At 58.5% G+C, this 14,192-nt stretch carries 15 protein-coding genes and 1 tRNA gene; 11 read left to right on the top strand and 5 right to left on the bottom strand.

The window, feature by feature from the left end; translation table 11 throughout:
* Positions 1-9: 9 nt before the first annotated feature.
* Complete coding sequence (locus KQI84_07605) at positions 10-1,608, top strand: hypothetical protein (GenBank protein ID MCB2154738.1); 1,599 nt, start codon at positions 10-12, stop codon at positions 1,606-1,608.
* Positions 1,609-1,706: 98 nt separating this feature from the next.
* On the opposite strand, the gene rpmE is transcribed toward KQI84_07605, so the two are convergent.
* From rpmE to KQI84_07625, 4 genes are all read right to left on the bottom strand, one after another.
* On the bottom strand, positions 1,707-2,000 hold the full coding sequence (rpmE, locus tag KQI84_07610; GenBank protein ID MCB2154739.1) for a 50S ribosomal protein L31: 294 nt from the start codon (positions 1,998-2,000) through the stop codon (positions 1,707-1,709).
* Positions 2,000-2,245 (bottom strand): hypothetical protein, encoded by a 246-nt coding sequence (locus KQI84_07615; protein MCB2154740.1) that lies wholly within the window; start codon positions 2,243-2,245, stop codon positions 2,000-2,002. Before KQI84_07615 ends, rpmE begins: the two co-directional genes overlap by 1 nt.
* Before the next feature lie 169 nt (positions 2,246-2,414).
* A tRNA-Ala gene (locus tag KQI84_07620) sits at positions 2,415-2,490 on the bottom strand.
* Between the two features lie 121 nt (positions 2,491-2,611).
* Positions 2,612-3,127: a hypothetical protein gene (locus KQI84_07625; protein MCB2154741.1), complete on the bottom strand. Its 516-nt coding sequence runs from the start codon at positions 3,125-3,127 to the stop codon at positions 2,612-2,614.
* 267 nt (positions 3,128-3,394) lie between these two features.
* On the opposite strand from KQI84_07625, the gene KQI84_07630 reads away from it, so the two are divergent.
* The 3 genes from KQI84_07630 (at position 3,395) to KQI84_07640 (ending at position 6,415) form a co-directional block, all read left to right on the top strand.
* Positions 3,395-4,159: an ABC transporter permease gene (locus KQI84_07630; protein MCB2154742.1), complete on the top strand. Its 765-nt coding sequence runs from the start codon at positions 3,395-3,397 to the stop codon at positions 4,157-4,159.
* Positions 4,160-4,450: 291 nt separating this feature from the next.
* Positions 4,451-5,263, top strand: a complete 813-nt coding sequence (yaaA, locus tag KQI84_07635) for a peroxide stress protein YaaA (protein ID MCB2154743.1) — start codon at positions 4,451-4,453, stop codon at positions 5,261-5,263.
* A gap of 30 nt (positions 5,264-5,293) precedes the next feature.
* Positions 5,294-6,415 carry an aldo/keto reductase gene (locus KQI84_07640; GenBank protein MCB2154744.1) on the top strand — a complete coding sequence of 374 codons (1,122 nt, stop codon included), beginning with the start codon at positions 5,294-5,296 and terminating at the stop codon, positions 6,413-6,415.
* A gap of 63 nt (positions 6,416-6,478) precedes the next feature.
* On the opposite strand, the gene KQI84_07645 is transcribed toward KQI84_07640, so the two are convergent.
* Positions 6,479-7,711 carry a type II secretion system F family protein gene (locus KQI84_07645; GenBank protein MCB2154745.1) on the bottom strand — a complete coding sequence of 411 codons (1,233 nt, stop codon included), beginning with the start codon at positions 7,709-7,711 and terminating at the stop codon, positions 6,479-6,481.
* Positions 7,712-7,938: 227 nt separating this feature from the next.
* Here KQI84_07645 and KQI84_07650 point away from each other — a divergent pair, with 227 nt between their 5' ends.
* From KQI84_07650 to KQI84_07680, 7 genes are all read left to right on the top strand, one after another.
* Positions 7,939-9,681, top strand: coding sequence for a hypothetical protein (locus KQI84_07650; protein MCB2154746.1), 1,743 nt, complete (start codon positions 7,939-7,941; stop codon positions 9,679-9,681).
* A 106-nt stretch (positions 9,682-9,787) separates the two neighbouring features.
* Positions 9,788-11,233 carry a sigma-54 dependent transcriptional regulator gene (locus KQI84_07655; protein ID MCB2154747.1) on the top strand — a complete coding sequence of 482 codons (1,446 nt, stop codon included), beginning with the start codon at positions 9,788-9,790 and terminating at the stop codon, positions 11,231-11,233.
* Positions 11,234-11,484: 251 nt separating this feature from the next.
* A complete protein-coding gene (locus tag KQI84_07660) occupies positions 11,485-11,901 on the top strand; it encodes a prepilin-type N-terminal cleavage/methylation domain-containing protein (GenBank protein MCB2154748.1) in 417 nt (138 codons plus the stop codon).
* Between the two features lie 165 nt (positions 11,902-12,066).
* On the top strand, positions 12,067-12,468 hold the full coding sequence (locus KQI84_07665; protein ID MCB2154749.1) for a type II secretion system GspH family protein: 402 nt from the start codon (positions 12,067-12,069) through the stop codon (positions 12,466-12,468).
* 73 nt (positions 12,469-12,541) lie between these two features.
* Positions 12,542-12,895, top strand: coding sequence for a PASTA domain-containing protein (locus tag KQI84_07670; GenBank protein MCB2154750.1), 354 nt, complete (start codon positions 12,542-12,544; stop codon positions 12,893-12,895).
* A gap of 161 nt (positions 12,896-13,056) precedes the next feature.
* Positions 13,057-13,239 (top strand): 50S ribosomal protein L33, encoded by a 183-nt coding sequence (gene rpmG / locus KQI84_07675; protein ID MCB2154751.1) that lies wholly within the window; start codon positions 13,057-13,059, stop codon positions 13,237-13,239.
* Positions 13,239-14,168 (top strand): metal ABC transporter substrate-binding protein, encoded by a 930-nt coding sequence (locus KQI84_07680; protein MCB2154752.1) that lies wholly within the window; start codon positions 13,239-13,241, stop codon positions 14,166-14,168. Before rpmG ends, KQI84_07680 begins: the two co-directional genes overlap by 1 nt.
* Positions 14,169-14,192 lie beyond the last annotated feature (24 nt).

Here is a 14,192-nt window from a genome sequence, read left to right on the forward strand (position 1 = left end):
GGACTTACGATGGGCCTGTTTTCGCGACTGTTCGGAGGAAAGACGAAGGAAGAGGAGGAGCGCGAACGGCTCCTGGAGCAGATCAAGGAACTGACTGCCGGCGCCTGTGAAGGCGAGTCCAGTCTCCGGGCCCTTGATGAAGCTCTACCGGATCCGAAGGATGTGGATCTGAAGCTCGAGATCATCAACATGCTCTCCGAAATGGATCGGGACGACTGGGCCGAAGGACTCATCCACGCGCTGGCCCACGACGAAGACTGTCCGTTGCCGGTCTTGAAGGGCCTGCTGCGCCACTACCTCAATGAGAACCGTATCGGCGAAGTCACTGCACCAGTAAAGCGCATGCTGGCCGAGCGTCCTTCGGAAAGTGAGATTGCCGCCGCCCTGGGACGCTACCGTCTCGGCGAGGAAGACTACGAGGCCGTGCTGAAGGAGATGGCCGATCCGCTGAAGGCGGCGCCGGACTCGATGTATCTGTTCGCGATTGTGGGCGAGTGCCACTTCCGTCGCGGCGAGCACGAAGCGGCCGTCACGCACCTGCGCGCGGCATGCGAACTGTACGAGCAGGCCTTCCGCCGCGGCGAGGTTCTGGCCGAGGAAATGCAGGCAGAACAGTTGGAGTTCAGCCGCCTGTACGGGATGCTTGAAGATGCCGCTCGCCATCATCTTGGCGCCGATCGCGTGCACGAAGCCTTCGAGACGATCCACATGGAGCCATCCGGCTTCGGCATTCAGAAAGAGGCGGAGCGGCTGGCCGCGGATCGGAAGGATTACACGCCGATCAGTACGGAGCTCTTGACCCAGGAGTGTCTCGGGGAAGAAGCGCAGAAGGCCGAGGACCAGTTCGACAGCCACGCGATTTCCCGCATGCTGGCGGGGGAGAAGGCCCTGCGTGAGTTGGACTACACCGAGGCCATGCGGCTGTTCCGCGAATCACTGGAACTGGACGGACGGTGCTTCGGCTCGTACTTCGGCTGGGCAGCCAGCGAAATGATTCAGCGCGTTCCGGAATTCCCCGGTGCGCTGCCGGAAGAACCCACCGAAGACGAATGGAAGGCTTGGGAGAAGCTCTGTCCCGACCTGCCCGTCATGACGGGGCTGGAACGCCGTATCGTGCGCGCCGCCGTCGAGCCGATCGCGAACTTCCACGCCCAGATGATCCGCCAGAAGGCGACCGCGCGTGTGCATTTGCTGGATGTGCGCCTCAGCGATATCTACCCGAAGCCCGTCGAAGCGCGTTTCGAGTTCGACGGCACAAACCCGAAAGCCGTCGGCGCATTCGCGACGAAGCTTCAGGCTCACACTCGCCTTGATGAATTCCTTGCGCTGCGACCGGAGCACTTCCGGTTCGCGCGCCAGTTCGGCTATATGATCGCCGACTCACTGACGCCGCGCGAGCGAAACAAGGCAGAGGATCTCATGAAGAAAGCCCGCCAGCACACGTTGCCTGGTCAGGGCCAGCGTATCGCGAATCTCGACGAGTTCATCGCCACGACCTACGAAGGCTTGTGCCTGTCGCGCCTCTTTGGTGCGGCAGAGGACAACGAGTACTTCAAGATCTGGAAGGAAGTTGGCGTATTCGAGTACTTCGAGAAGCTTCGATCCTGAACAATCGAATCGGTCGATGAAGAACGCAAGAAGGCGCCCCCAGGCAGGGGCGCCTTTGCTTCATCTCATTATCCCGTGTTCCGCAGAACGAAACGGCGTTATTCGCCGGCCTTGGCCTCGGCCTTCTTCTGGGCCTTCTTGGACATGACCTTGGTTCCGGCGAAGCGGCGGTTGAACTTGTCGACGCGGCCCGCAGAGTCCACGAAGGACTTCTTGCCGGAGTAGAAGGGGTGGCAGCTAGAGCAGATTTCGAGGCTGATCACGGTGTGCGGAACGCCATCGATCTCTTCGGTCTTGCCTTCGTCCTTGGTGGACATTCCGGTCCATTCCTGCTTGCAGCTCGCGCAGCGATAGAGAACCGGGCCGTACTTGGGGTGAATCTTCGCTTTCATTATTGGTCAGCCTTCCTCGGTTGTTTTCCGATCGGGTGTTCTTCCGCCCACTTCATGGCCTTGCCGTGTTCTTCGGGGGTGATGACTTCGGACTCATCGATCAGAAGGATCGGAATGCCCTCGTCGACCCGGTACTTGCGGCGGCTGGAGGCGTCGGTCGAGACCAGATTGCCATCCTGATCTACAACCAGGGGGGCCTTGGTTTCCGGACAGACGAGGATTTCGAGCAGTTCCGGGTTGATCATTGGCGCACCCTCATTCACCTGGGGGATCGCGTGCGATGCCCTGTCCAGGGAGCCCAGGAGAGTACGCACGACGGGCCCCAATGCAAGCCGTTTTTTGCGTTTTTCCCAGGCTTCTGCCCATGATCACGAAAAAGGCCCCGAAGCAGACGCTTCGAGGCCGTTTCTTTCGTGGTGGAGCGTACCAGATTTGAACTGGTGACCCCTACACTGCCAGTGTAGTGCTCTACCAGCTGAGCTAACGCCCCACATGAGGGCCCAGCGGAGGGGCTCCCCCCCGCGAGGGCTTGGAGATAAGCCCAACCCCGCTCGGCGCGTCAAGGCCTTTGTCGCAGGTTTTTTCTCCTGCCTGGAAGCCTCAGATTCGAATCAATGCGCGTACATTAAATCAGACTTTGTTGGTGCAGGAACGGTACCGAAGAGACTCACTTCCACACGGATGTCTCCAACGACAGGCTGCAAGCGATCTACATTGATGGCGTCGCCTGCTCGAGCTCTGATTGGTGGATCGAAGGTCAGATGCTGCACGCCCGATTCCTTAACAGCCACGTTGAGTGGATACACAAATCCAGGTTGGCCAAGATAGACATTCGCGAGACATGTGTCCACTTCGAAAATGTATGTAGAGATTGTCGCGGATGTGATGTCGATTTCGGTCGAAGCATCGAACGTGGTTGATTGGGAAGACACGGTCTCGGAGAGTAAGTTGACAGAATACTCCGTACGAGTATTGCCTCGATCCAGGGATGCCAAGGCACCCCGGGAGGTATCCTTGCTTTTGGGGGAGAGCTCTTTCCCGCTGCCCACTGCAGTTTGGTCAAGAAATAGCATCGCGATCACCAGGGCGAGCAATGTCGTGCCGATCAGAATCCGCTTCCGAATCATCCGTCTTCCTCCACATAGGAATATATTTGCGTCCAGTATTTTGACGTTTGAGCGGCAGAGCAAGGGCTTTTGTTTTTTATGCGGAACCCGGCATGGAATCGAACAATCTGGGACAAACAAGCAACTCCCCGCCGACGGATCGATTGGATCTCGGCACAGCCCTGGATCGTGAGAGTGCAACTATCCCGCTTGCGTCCGTCACTCTGGTTCGGAGACTTTTGGACCTCGATTTTTAGCCATTCCCGCAACCGGAGCAGCATGACAGGCATGTGGACGCGAATTGAAAACGCCTTTCAGACACTTTTTGCAACGAGTGGCGGCATTTTTGTTCTGTTCGTCCAGAGCCTGCTGAACATCCGGTTCCGCGCGGGGGACTTGTCGCGTCTGTTCCGCCAAATGCTCCAGATCGGCGTTTATTCGCTGCCGCTGGCGGCGATGATCGGCTTCTTCACCGGAATGATCTTCTCGCTCAACATCGGTCTTCCGCTGCAGGACTACGGCGCGATCGATCGGCTGGGATCGATCCTGAGTGTCGCCATCGTGCGCGAGTTCGCTCCGGTCTTCACGGCCTTCATCGTAGCGGCCCGTGTGGGTGCCGCCATGACCGCTGAACTCGGCACTATGGCCGTCAGCGAAGAGGTCGATACCCTGCGCGTTCTCGGTATCCCACCGGCTCGCTTCCTGGCGATGCCGCGCGTGGTTGGCTCGCTCATCATGAATCCGCTGCTGACGGTTTATTCGACGGCGACGGGTCTGATCGGCGGCTGGGTCTTGGCCACGGCGTACTTCCGCATTCCCAGTTCGGTCTTCTGGATTCGGACCTTCAACACCGTGGACCTGGAAGAGATCACTCACGGTCTGATCAAAGCGCTCGTCTTTGGTGCGCTTTACTCGACCATCTGCGTTTACCATGGTCTTTCCACCACCGGGGGCGCAGAGGGTGTCGGTCGTTCAACGACGCGAGCCGTTGTCGTCTCCCTGACGATGATCCTCGTTGCGGACTTCCTCCTGACCCGCGCGATGTTCGGCTGATTTCCTGACCGTCCCACCAAGTGTGCTGTCTTGACACCCCCTCGCCTGCATTGGTAACTTGTTCACTGTGCCGAGACCCTTGAGCGGTCTGAAGAAAGAGGGCGCCCTGCAATTGCTGTGTGTCGGTCGACCTCTACAGTTGTTGGTCTCGCACAAAGGACGCTTGGATCGACTCGGTGATGGGTCGGACATCCTCGGTGCGTGCCACCTCACGCAGAACAGCTTGGACGGCTTCTCAGGAGTCCTCGAACGGGTGGCGGAGCGCAGCGCGACTAATTCGGAGGTTCTCCTGTGAGCGACTGGGTTCTACTTCTCTCCCCATCAGAATCGAAGGCCAGGCCGCCGAAGAATGGAATGGCATTCGAGAATGCCTTCAAGCAGAAGCGGACGAACTCGTTTCGCGAATTGAATCCCTACCGCGAGCGCCTGTTGGAAGCGATCGACGCCGTCCTGAAGCGCTCCGGCGGGTTGGAAGACGTCTTCGACGTTCGCGGAGAGGCGTTGGAAGAGGCAATTCGCCTCAATCGCGGCATTCGGCAATCCAAGACGATGCCGGCCCGCGAACTGTACACAGGAATCATGTACCAGGCGATCGAGTACAAGACGCTTGGCAAAGAGGAGAAGAAGCGTTTCGACAAGCAAGTCCTCATCTTCACGGGCCTCTTCGGGCTCGTTCGGCCGACCGACCGCGTCCCACCCTACAAACTGAAGATGAACTCGAACATCGGCGGAATGATCGGTAAGGTGACCAACTACTGGCGCCAGCCGGTCAGTGAGATCTTGCGCCAGGAGCTTCGTGGCAAGGTCGTGTGGGACTTCCTGCCGGACCAGCACCGGCGCGTGTGGGACGGTTCGGGGGAGATCAAAGCCTGTCACCAGGTCAAATTCGTGAAGCGCGTCATCCGGAGCGGCGTCGCCGAGTGGAAGACGATCAGTCATCACTCGAAGGCGCTCAAGGGCGCCTTGATCCGCCATCTGCTCTCGAAGGACGCGACCTCGCCCCGCGCGCTGCGCGATTTCACGCATCCCGACGGCTATCACTACGAGCCTTCGCTGAGCGTCGAGAACCGCCGGAAGGCCCTGCTCGTATTCGCCGCCGAGTGACGCGCCATTTCACAGAGCGAAGGACATCTCATGCCTGACAAGACCCTGATGCCCGGCCGTGCAACGGCTGAGGGAACCGCTCGCTATGTCGGTCGCTTTCCCGACTTCCCGGTCGGGACGTACCGCGAACGACTGGGGCTGCATGCCTCCAGCATCGGAATGGGGACGTACCTGGGGGAACCGGAGGAGAGCGACGTTTTCCAATCCGCCATTGCGAAGATTGTCACGTCCGGCGTGAACGTTTTCGACACGGCCATCAACTATCGTTGTCAGATGAGCGAGCGCGACCTGGGTAAGGCGATTCGGGCCGCTGTCGATGCCGGAGAGATTCAACGGGATGAGATCATCGTCAGCACAAAGGGCGGCTTCCTGCCACTCGACTTCGAGCAGGGAATGGACAACCCGCGCCAGTATCTGACGGAGTCTTTTCTGAAGTCCGGCCTGTGCCCTCAGGATGAGATCGCCGGCGGATGCCAGTGCATCGCTCCGGCCTATATCGAGGATCAGATTGAGCGAAGCAGGCGGAATCTCGGGCTGGAAACCATCGACATCTACTACCTGCACAACGTCGAGATGCAGTTTGCCGAGTTGCCGCGTGCGGACGTACTGAGTCGCATCAAAGCTGCCTTCGATGTTCTTGCGCAGAAAGTCGTCGAGGGCGAAATCGGGTGGTACGGCGTAGCGACGTGGAATGGACTGCGCCAGGAAGCGGATTCACAAGAACGTTTGGATTTGGACGAGCTGGAACGTCTCGCCGTCGAGGTCGAGGGGCCGAATCATCACTTCGCCGCCGTGCAACTGCCCGTGAATCTGATGATGAGCGAGGCCCTGCGCATCGAGCACGATCCGGAGCATCACCCAGGAAAGAATGTGCTGCAGGTTGCGGATGAGCTCGAGCTGTTTGTGATGACCAGTGCTTCCATCATGCAGGGAAAACTCGCCGGTGGGTTGCCGGCCGCGCTGCAGCAGGTTTTTCCCGGTCTGGACACGGATGCTCAGCGAGCGCTCCAGCACACCCGTTCGGCGGCCGGCGTGACGACGGCGCTTGTCGGAATGAAGAACCTGGACCACGTGCGAGAGAACCTGGCGCTGCTGGCGAAGTCTCGCGTGCCGGAATCTCTCATCGCTCGTCTGTACGGCGCCACAGGCTAAAGAAAGACGCCGAGACCAGACGGCCTCGGCGTCATTGGATTTCCTCCCAATTCTCGTCGTGACTTAGTTACCGACGACCTTCGGGATCGAGAACAGCGGCAGGTAAAGCGCGATAACGATCAGACCGACGATCGCACCCAGGAACACGATCATGATCGGTTCGAGGATGGATGCGAGCGCGTTCACCGTATCGTCCACTTCGCGTTCGTAGGCTTCAGCAACCTTTGTGAGCATCTGATCGATAGCACCGGTTTCTTCACCGACGGCGACCATGTGGACGACAAGCGGCGGGAAGACTTCGCATTCGGCCAGAGGCTCGTGGATTGACTCACCATCCTTCACCGATTGATAAACCTGCTCCATCGCGCGCGAGATCACTTCATTACCGGACGTATCGCGCACGATGTCGAGTGCCTGCAAGATCGGCACACCGGACGTGATCAGCGTAGCCAACGTACCGGCGAATCGGGTGATAGCGACTTTCTGAACCAGCGATCCCAAGACAGGGATCTTCATGGTTATCTTGTCGATCACGTACTTTCCGTCGCGAGTGCCGTTAATCTTCTTGAAGATGAACCAGACGGCGACAGCGAACAGGACAATCATCCAGGTTTTGTGGAGTAGGATGTCAGATGCTCGCACAAGTAACATGGTCAGACCTGGTAGCTCTGCACCCAGCTGTTCGAAAATACCGACGAACTTCGGAATGATCTTCCAGAGAATGAAGCCCACGATCAGGATTGCCAGGACAGACACGACGAGCGGGTACATCATGGCGGACTTCACTTTGCCCTTCAGGGCCTGGCGTTTTTCCAGGAAGTAGGAAATTTTGTCGAGCACTGCCTCGAGCACGCCGCCGATCTCTCCGGCACGCACCATGTTGACGTACAGAGCGTCGAAGACCTTGGGGTGTTTCGCCAGCGCTTCGGAGAGCGACGAACCGCCTTCAATGTCTTTCATGATTGCCTGGATCTTCTCTTTGAAGACGACCGATTCCACCTGCTCCGTCAGAATGAACAGCGAGCGCAGAATCGGCAGGCCGGCATCGATCAGGGTCGCGAGCTGGCGTGAGAAAGTCATGATATGCTTCGTCTTGATCCGGTGCATGATGTTACGAACACCGGGAAGCGCGAAGATATCCAGGTCCGACGCCTTGCTCTTATGCTGGACGACCTTCAGGGGATAATACCCCATCGTGCGGAGTTTTTCGATAATGATGTCTTCGTTGGAGGCGTCGATCAGGCCGCGGACCTGCTTGCCGCCTTTGTCGAGTGCTTCGTAGAAAAACTCAGGCATGTCGCTACTCCTTCTCGGGTGGAACCGGACCAATAGCTCGAATTGCCCGAAACGCATGTCGTCCGAGCACACCTAACAATTTCGTGCCGCAGGCCGGTTCTGTCAACGGCTAAACGGGGCGTGTGACCGAATGTTCATGTGCTCCCGGCGAGTTCCCCCTTGCCCTTGGCCATTGCCTTTGGGACCGTCCGGCAGATCCCAAGTCCCCTGCCCCAGCGGAGTTTCTGTTGGACGTCGCCGCCACTCCCCCAAACGATTCGCGATGGAACCGGCGTCTGGCTTTCCTGGCAGTTCTGGCGGGACTCGTCGTTTTTCTTCCAGGTCTCTGGAACGAGTTCATCTACGACGATCAGATCTACATTACGGAGAATCCCTGGATCCGAAGCTGGGATAATCTGGAGATGTTGCTGACAACTCGGGAAGCCAATGGCCTCTCCGGGTATCAACACGTCTATTGGCGGCCATTGCGGAATCTCTCGTACCTGATCGACTACTCGATCGCCGGCCTGTCTCCACTCTGGTTCCATCTGGTGAATCTCTTGTGGCACGGGGCAGCCGTATTCGGGCTATTCCTCCTGGTTCGGCGCATGGGGCTGGATGATCGCGTCGCCTTCCTTGCCGCGCTGCTCTTCGCGGTGCATCCAGTGCAGTCGGAATCCGTGCTCTGGGCCAAGGAACGTGATGGCCTGATGGGGTCGGCGTTGCTGATCTGGGCCATTTGGGCGATGCTTGGGTCGAGCTGGAAGTCCTCTGTTTCCAGCGTTTTGCTTCTGATCGCGGCATTGCTCTCGAAGGAGCACACCGTCGTCTTCCCGGCGCTGGCACTGGCCGCACTCTGGAGTCGTTGGCGTGCGGGGCTGATGGATTCTCCCGCCCTCAAGCGGGCGCTGACCGTCATCGGCGTTTCCATTCCATTCGTCCTGGTTTACTTGTTCTTCAGATCCCAAGTGGTAGGAATGACGGCACAGATCGATCGCCCCATGGGCGGGACGTTCCCCGTCACCATGTGGACGATGCTGGGCATCCTGGTTCGATACATTGGCTTGATTGTCTTCCCTGCGCACCTGCGAATTACCTACTCCTACATCCAGCCGTCGGGTCTGGTGTCGCCCCTTCCTTTCATTGGGATTGTCTTGATCGCGGCGATGGCCTGGGCCGTCTGGCACTTCAGGAACACCAGACCCGGCATCTCGGCCGGTCTCATCTGGTTTGCGGCGGCATTGGTGCCTTTCAGCAACCTGATTCCAATGATCCAATGGATGGCCGTGCGCTTCTTGTACCTTCCGCTCGCAGGCGTGGCGCTGATCCTAGCCATTGTAGTCGTCGCGACATCAGACAGGCTTGCCAACACCGATCGTCCGATGCCTGCCGATCGCGAGTTCTGGCAAATCGCCGCGCTCATCCTGTTTATCATTCTGGGTGGGTTGTCTCTGAATCGAGGATTTGCCTGGCAGAACACGGCAACCTTTTGGACCGATGCCTACAATACGACCCCCGACACGCGCGAGACGATGGTCGGGTACGCCCAGGTGGCGCTCAGCGCCGGCCGGCCGGAGGAAGCGCTGGAAGTCCTTGCCAACTACCCCTATTATGAAAACCCCGAATCGGATGAGGAGCATGCCTGGGCACTCAAGGCTTCGGCCCTCGAAGCGCTCGGGCGGCGCGACGAGGCAATCGCGGTTGTCTCCGAGGGCATGCGACTTCTGCCACCCTCCCGCGTCCTGGCTTCGCAGTACGCCTGGCTCCAAGCCCATGCCGGGAACTTCGAGGAAGCTGAGAACACCTGGAAGTACATCCTTGAGCGGGAGCCAACTTACGCTCCGGGATGGGAAGGCTATGCGATCGTCCTGTTCGCGGAGGATCGGAACGCCGCAGGGCAGGAAGCGCTCGGGCGCGCAAAAGCGCTTCAGGCCACTCCCGCCAATCAGTGGGGGAGTCTGGATCTGGCGCTCGACAGCCTTCCCGAGTGATTCCAGTCGTTGCATCGTGGCTTGCGCCCCGCAGCCTCCACTTCTACGATTTCTCTCCACGGAAGAGCGATCTACCGGCCAGTCTCAGGAGCGAACACGAACCGACATGACCTCTGCGAAGATCCTGATCGTCGACGACGAAGAGAACATTCGTTTTGTTCTCTCGGAAGTGCTCTCCCGCGAGGGATTCGAGCCGCATCAGGCCGTGAATGGGCTCGATGCGGTCGAAAAGTGCAAGGCCGAGCCATTCGACATCGTCATCATGGACCTTCGTATGCCGAAGCTCGACGGCATGGAGGCGATGAAGCAGATTCGAGAACACAATCCCGAGGTTCTCGTGCTGATCATCACCGCTCACGGAACGCAGAAGACAGCGCTGGAAGCGATCCAAAACGGGGCATACGACTACTTCTCCAAGCCATTCGACCTGACCGAGGTCCGAGTCGTCGTTCGGCGCGCCGCGGAGAAGGTTCGATTGATCCGTCTGATCCACGAGATCCGCGAGGAAGCGCAGTCCCGCTATCGATTCGATCGCATCGTTGGCCAGTCAGGGGTCATGCAGGAGGTCTACAACCTCGTCTCGCGAGTCGTTGACAACGATGTCTCTGTTCTGATCACCGGCGAATCCGGCACCGGCAAGGAACTCGTAGCGGCGGCAGTGCACTACAACAGCCCGCGGCGCGACGGCCCCTTTATAAAAGTCAATACCGTCGCCATTCCCGAGACCTTGTTAGAAAGCGAGATGTTTGGCCACGAGCGGGGGTCGTTCACCGGCGCCATCCAGCAAAAGATCGGAAAAGTCGAAGCGGCCGATGGTGGAACACTGTTCCTCGACGAAATCGGAGATATGCCGCTGCCGTTGCAGGCAAAGTTGCTTCGTGTCCTGCAGGAGCGCGAAATCGAACGCGTGGGATCGACGAAGCAAATCAAAGTCGATATTCGTGTGATCTGTGCGACGAATAAGAATCTGGCAGATCTCGTTGCCGCCGGCCAGTTCCGGGAAGACCTCTACTATCGCATCAACGTCATGCCCATCTACCTCCCGCCGATTCGCGAACGGAAGGAAGACATTCCGCTGCTGATCGATCACTTCATTCAGTATTACAACCCACGTCTTGGGCGGACGATTCAGGGACTCAGTCAGGGAGCCCTGGCGAAGTTGCTCGAATACCCATGGCCCGGCAATGTCCGCGAATTGGAGAACATGGTTCAGCGAATCATGCTAATGGCCAGGGGGTCGAATATCACCTTGGAGGACCTGCCTCCGACAATCCACTCCACTCCGTCTGCGGCGAGCGACCAGCGGATCGATCAGATTCCGGAGGCGTCGGCCTTCCATGGTCTCGATTTATCTGCTCTCCTTTGCACAGACGACTTCAGCACGCCCCTGGCAGAGCGCCTGACGTTGATCTCCGACCATGTCGAGAAGTTCCTGATCGAAGCCGCGCTGGAGAAAACCGGCGGGAAGCGACAGGAAACGGCGGATCTTCTGGGCATCAGCCGCAAGAGCCTGCACAACAAGATGGTGCGCTACGGCCTGTTCGATGAGTAAGCCAGGAAACAAGGGGGCGTGTAACGTGTTACTCGTTTCCCAGCCCGCGCCCCCGCAATATCTCCTTGAAAAGCAAAATGTGGAAAATCAGGGCGGATCCTTTCGGCGTAGATGGCTGGTAATACTAAGCTTGCAGCGTGGTTCGATCTGACGGGAAGGCCTTTGTTTTCATTGGCACCGCACTCGCTTTCTCTTCCCCCCGTAAGCGGGCGGACACAGCCCCTAAGACTCGACAGGAGGAATCTTCAATGATTCGCAAAACCAAAGGCTTCACACTCGTTGAGATCATGATCGTCGTCGCCATTATCGGCATCCTGATCGCCATCGCCGTTCCGGGCTTCCTGAAAGCTCGTGAAACGTCCCGTCGTAACAGCTGCCAGGAGAACCAGACGAAGATCGACTCCGCCGTGCAGCAGTACATCCTTGAGTACAACGTCGCTGACCAGGCTGCGTTCGTCACCGAGTACGGCACCCTGATTGCTGACTGGGGCGCGGTGCTCGTTGGCCCGGACCTGTACATTCGCTACACGCCCAAGTGCCCGAGCTCCGGCGTCTACTCGATCGCCGACACCAGCGATGCCGCTTCGCCCGTCGAATGCGATTACGTCAAGGAAGGCACGAGTGACATCGCTCACCCGTACCCGCAGGCTGAAGGTGCTGGCACCTGATCTCAGTTGAGGACTTGATCCACGCTGAGTGGAGTTAAGCAATGACCTTGAGGGCGGGCTCCACAAGCCCGCCCTCTTTCTTATTCACCGGGAACCGCGAGGCATGTATAGCTTGGGATTGGGCCATTGCCTCCAGACGCACGACGAGACCGGGGAAGCCAGACGATGAAAAGCCGACATAAGAGACGAGGTTTTACTCTCCTGGAGATCATGATCGTCGTAGGCATGGTCGCCGCACTGATGATCATTGCCCTGCCAGGATTCTTGAGGGCTCGTGAGAAATCGCGCCAGACTGCCTGCCAGGACAATCTCCTGAGGATCGATGGCGCGATTCAGCAGTACATCATCGAAACATCCACGCCCGGATTCATCGACCTTGGCCCCATGTGGCCTTCTGAATTCGTTGGTACGGCAAGCTATATTCGCTCGATGCCACGCTGTCCCTCACAGGGAACCTACACAGTTACCTACGCGGATGCTTACCAGCCAGTCGTTTGCAGTTACCAGAACGAGGAGTTTCCCCACGTTCTGGAGCAGGTTCAGAATGATGAGAGCAACGGCTCGTAGCTGTGTTTTCTCCTCCAACTCATTCAGTTTCTCCTTGGCCTTGTAAACCTTCCCCGCGCTAGGCTTTCCCATCATGGGAACGCGAAAGAAACAACAATCCTCCTCCGATATTTCCAGCCCGCCGGGTCTCTTTGGCACCCTGTGGCGTCTTGTTATTGTCGGTGTGCTGCTCTTCGGATTGGCAGGTGTCAGCGGTTACGCGACCGTCCGATATCTGATCCAGCAGCCGGAGCTGCAGGCGCCCGATCTCCTGACTCTGGATTTACGCCAGGCAACTGTTCATGCCTCGCAGCTTGGATTCTCGACCCGGATCGCCGGAGAGGAGAGCAGCGAGGTGCTTGACGAGGGCTTCGTCCTGGCCCAGCGCCCCAGCCCCGGAACCTGGGTGAAGCCGGGGTCGACGATACTGCTCACGATTGCCCGCTAAACCCGATTTTCTTCCTGAAATACCGAGCAAACACGCATTTTTGGCTTGTCAAGCCAAGGGGCTTTCTCCGAAGCTCTCCCGCCCCTGGATGCGGCGCACATCGCGCTGCCCCTTGAATACAGCGAATACGCAGAGCAACAACGCGCAGGAGATATCGACCGATGGCAAAAAAAGGCAACCGCGTCCAAGTGATTCTTGAGTGCACCGAGTCGCGGAATTCGGACGTCCCGGGCGTTTCCCGGTACGTGACCATCAAGAACCGCAAGAATACGACCGCTCGGTTGGAACTGAAGAAGTACAACAAGTTCCTGAAGCGCCACACGGTGCACCGCGAAGTCAAGTAATGGCGACCAGCCCGACCAACCGGGCCGTTTCGCTTCGAGCAGGCTTTCGCCGCCTCTGTCTTTGGGCAGGGGCGGTGCTTTGTTGCTTGTGGGCGATGGGCTGCAAGGCTCCTCCCAAGCCGGAGTCTCCCGCCAGCGGCGAAGCGCGTCTGGTAACAAGCTTCGGCGTTGTCCAGGACTGGACAGCAACCCTTCTGGATGACGTCGACCAGCCGGTCGTCCTTCTGGATGAGACCGTAACCGCAGCCCAACCAAAGCTCTCTCCCGTCCAACAGGACATCCTGCGGCGAGCACGCGGACTGGTGATCGCCGATACGACGCTCGACGCGTTTGCCGCCAACCAATGGGATGAGTTCGGTGGTAGCCCTGAAACACTGGTCCGCATCTTCGAAGATCCCAAGGAGCCCGAGTACCTGTGGATGAATCCGGAGAATGCAGGGCAGGGTATCGCCCACCTCTCGGCTCGACTCCAGGACCTGTATCCGAAGAAGGCGACGAGAATCGCCAAGAACGAAGAGCGACTGCGCGCTGGCGTGAAAGACCTCGACGCCAAGTTGGAGAATCTCCTCGGCGGTCTTTCCAAACGCGCCGTTCTCATCGAAGATCCCCGCGTGCAGCCATTCCTCGATCGGTATAGATTCGAAGTTGAAGGAACCCTGTTCCCGAGCGTTGAGCGCGCACTGGTCACCCCTTCCATGGACGAGTTCCGTGCGGCGGCGGGATCCAGCACGACGCGCGTCTTCATCATGACATCCCAGGGCCGCGATCCGCTCGTGCAAGCGCTCTCTCAGGAATTGAATCTCCAGGTTGTTGCTTTCGATCCGATCATCGAGGGCCGGACCGATCGGGGAGCTTACCTGCGCGAAATGCAGCGAAATGCCATGAACCTGGCGCTTGCGCTCTCCTCGATTCCAGAGACAGCAGAATAGGAAACGCCGTTGCGCTCGAACCGA

It is taken from the genome of bacterium (assembly GCA_020444065.1).
Classification (GTDB): domain Bacteria; phylum Sumerlaeota; class Sumerlaeia; order SLMS01; family JAHLLQ01; genus JAHLLQ01.

Excerpts from the sequence above, each read along its gene's own strand:
- KQI84_07605 (MCB2154738.1), top strand. The coding sequence starts at position 10 with ATGGGCCTGTTTTCGCGACTGTTCGGAGGAAAGACGAAGGAAGAGGAG.
- rpmE (MCB2154739.1), bottom strand. The coding sequence starts at position 2,000 with ATGAAAGCGAAGATTCACCCCAAGTACGGCCCGGTTCTCTATCGCTGC.
- KQI84_07615 (MCB2154740.1), bottom strand. The coding sequence starts at position 2,245 with ATGATCAACCCGGAACTGCTCGAAATCCTCGTCTGTCCGGAAACCAAG.
- KQI84_07625 (MCB2154741.1), bottom strand. The coding sequence starts at position 3,127 with ATGATTCGGAAGCGGATTCTGATCGGCACGACATTGCTCGCCCTGGTG.
- KQI84_07630 (MCB2154742.1), top strand. The coding sequence starts at position 3,395 with ATGTGGACGCGAATTGAAAACGCCTTTCAGACACTTTTTGCAACGAGT.
- KQI84_07640 (MCB2154744.1), top strand. The coding sequence starts at position 5,294 with ATGCCTGACAAGACCCTGATGCCCGGCCGTGCAACGGCTGAGGGAACC.
- KQI84_07645 (MCB2154745.1), bottom strand. The coding sequence starts at position 7,711 with ATGCCTGAGTTTTTCTACGAAGCACTCGACAAAGGCGGCAAGCAGGTC.
- KQI84_07655 (MCB2154747.1), top strand. The coding sequence starts at position 9,788 with ATGACCTCTGCGAAGATCCTGATCGTCGACGACGAAGAGAACATTCGT.
- KQI84_07665 (MCB2154749.1), top strand. The coding sequence starts at position 12,067 with ATGAAAAGCCGACATAAGAGACGAGGTTTTACTCTCCTGGAGATCATG.
- KQI84_07670 (MCB2154750.1), top strand. The coding sequence starts at position 12,542 with ATGGGAACGCGAAAGAAACAACAATCCTCCTCCGATATTTCCAGCCCG.
- rpmG (MCB2154751.1), top strand. The coding sequence starts at position 13,057 with ATGGCAAAAAAAGGCAACCGCGTCCAAGTGATTCTTGAGTGCACCGAG.
- KQI84_07680 (MCB2154752.1), top strand. The coding sequence starts at position 13,239 with ATGGCGACCAGCCCGACCAACCGGGCCGTTTCGCTTCGAGCAGGCTTT.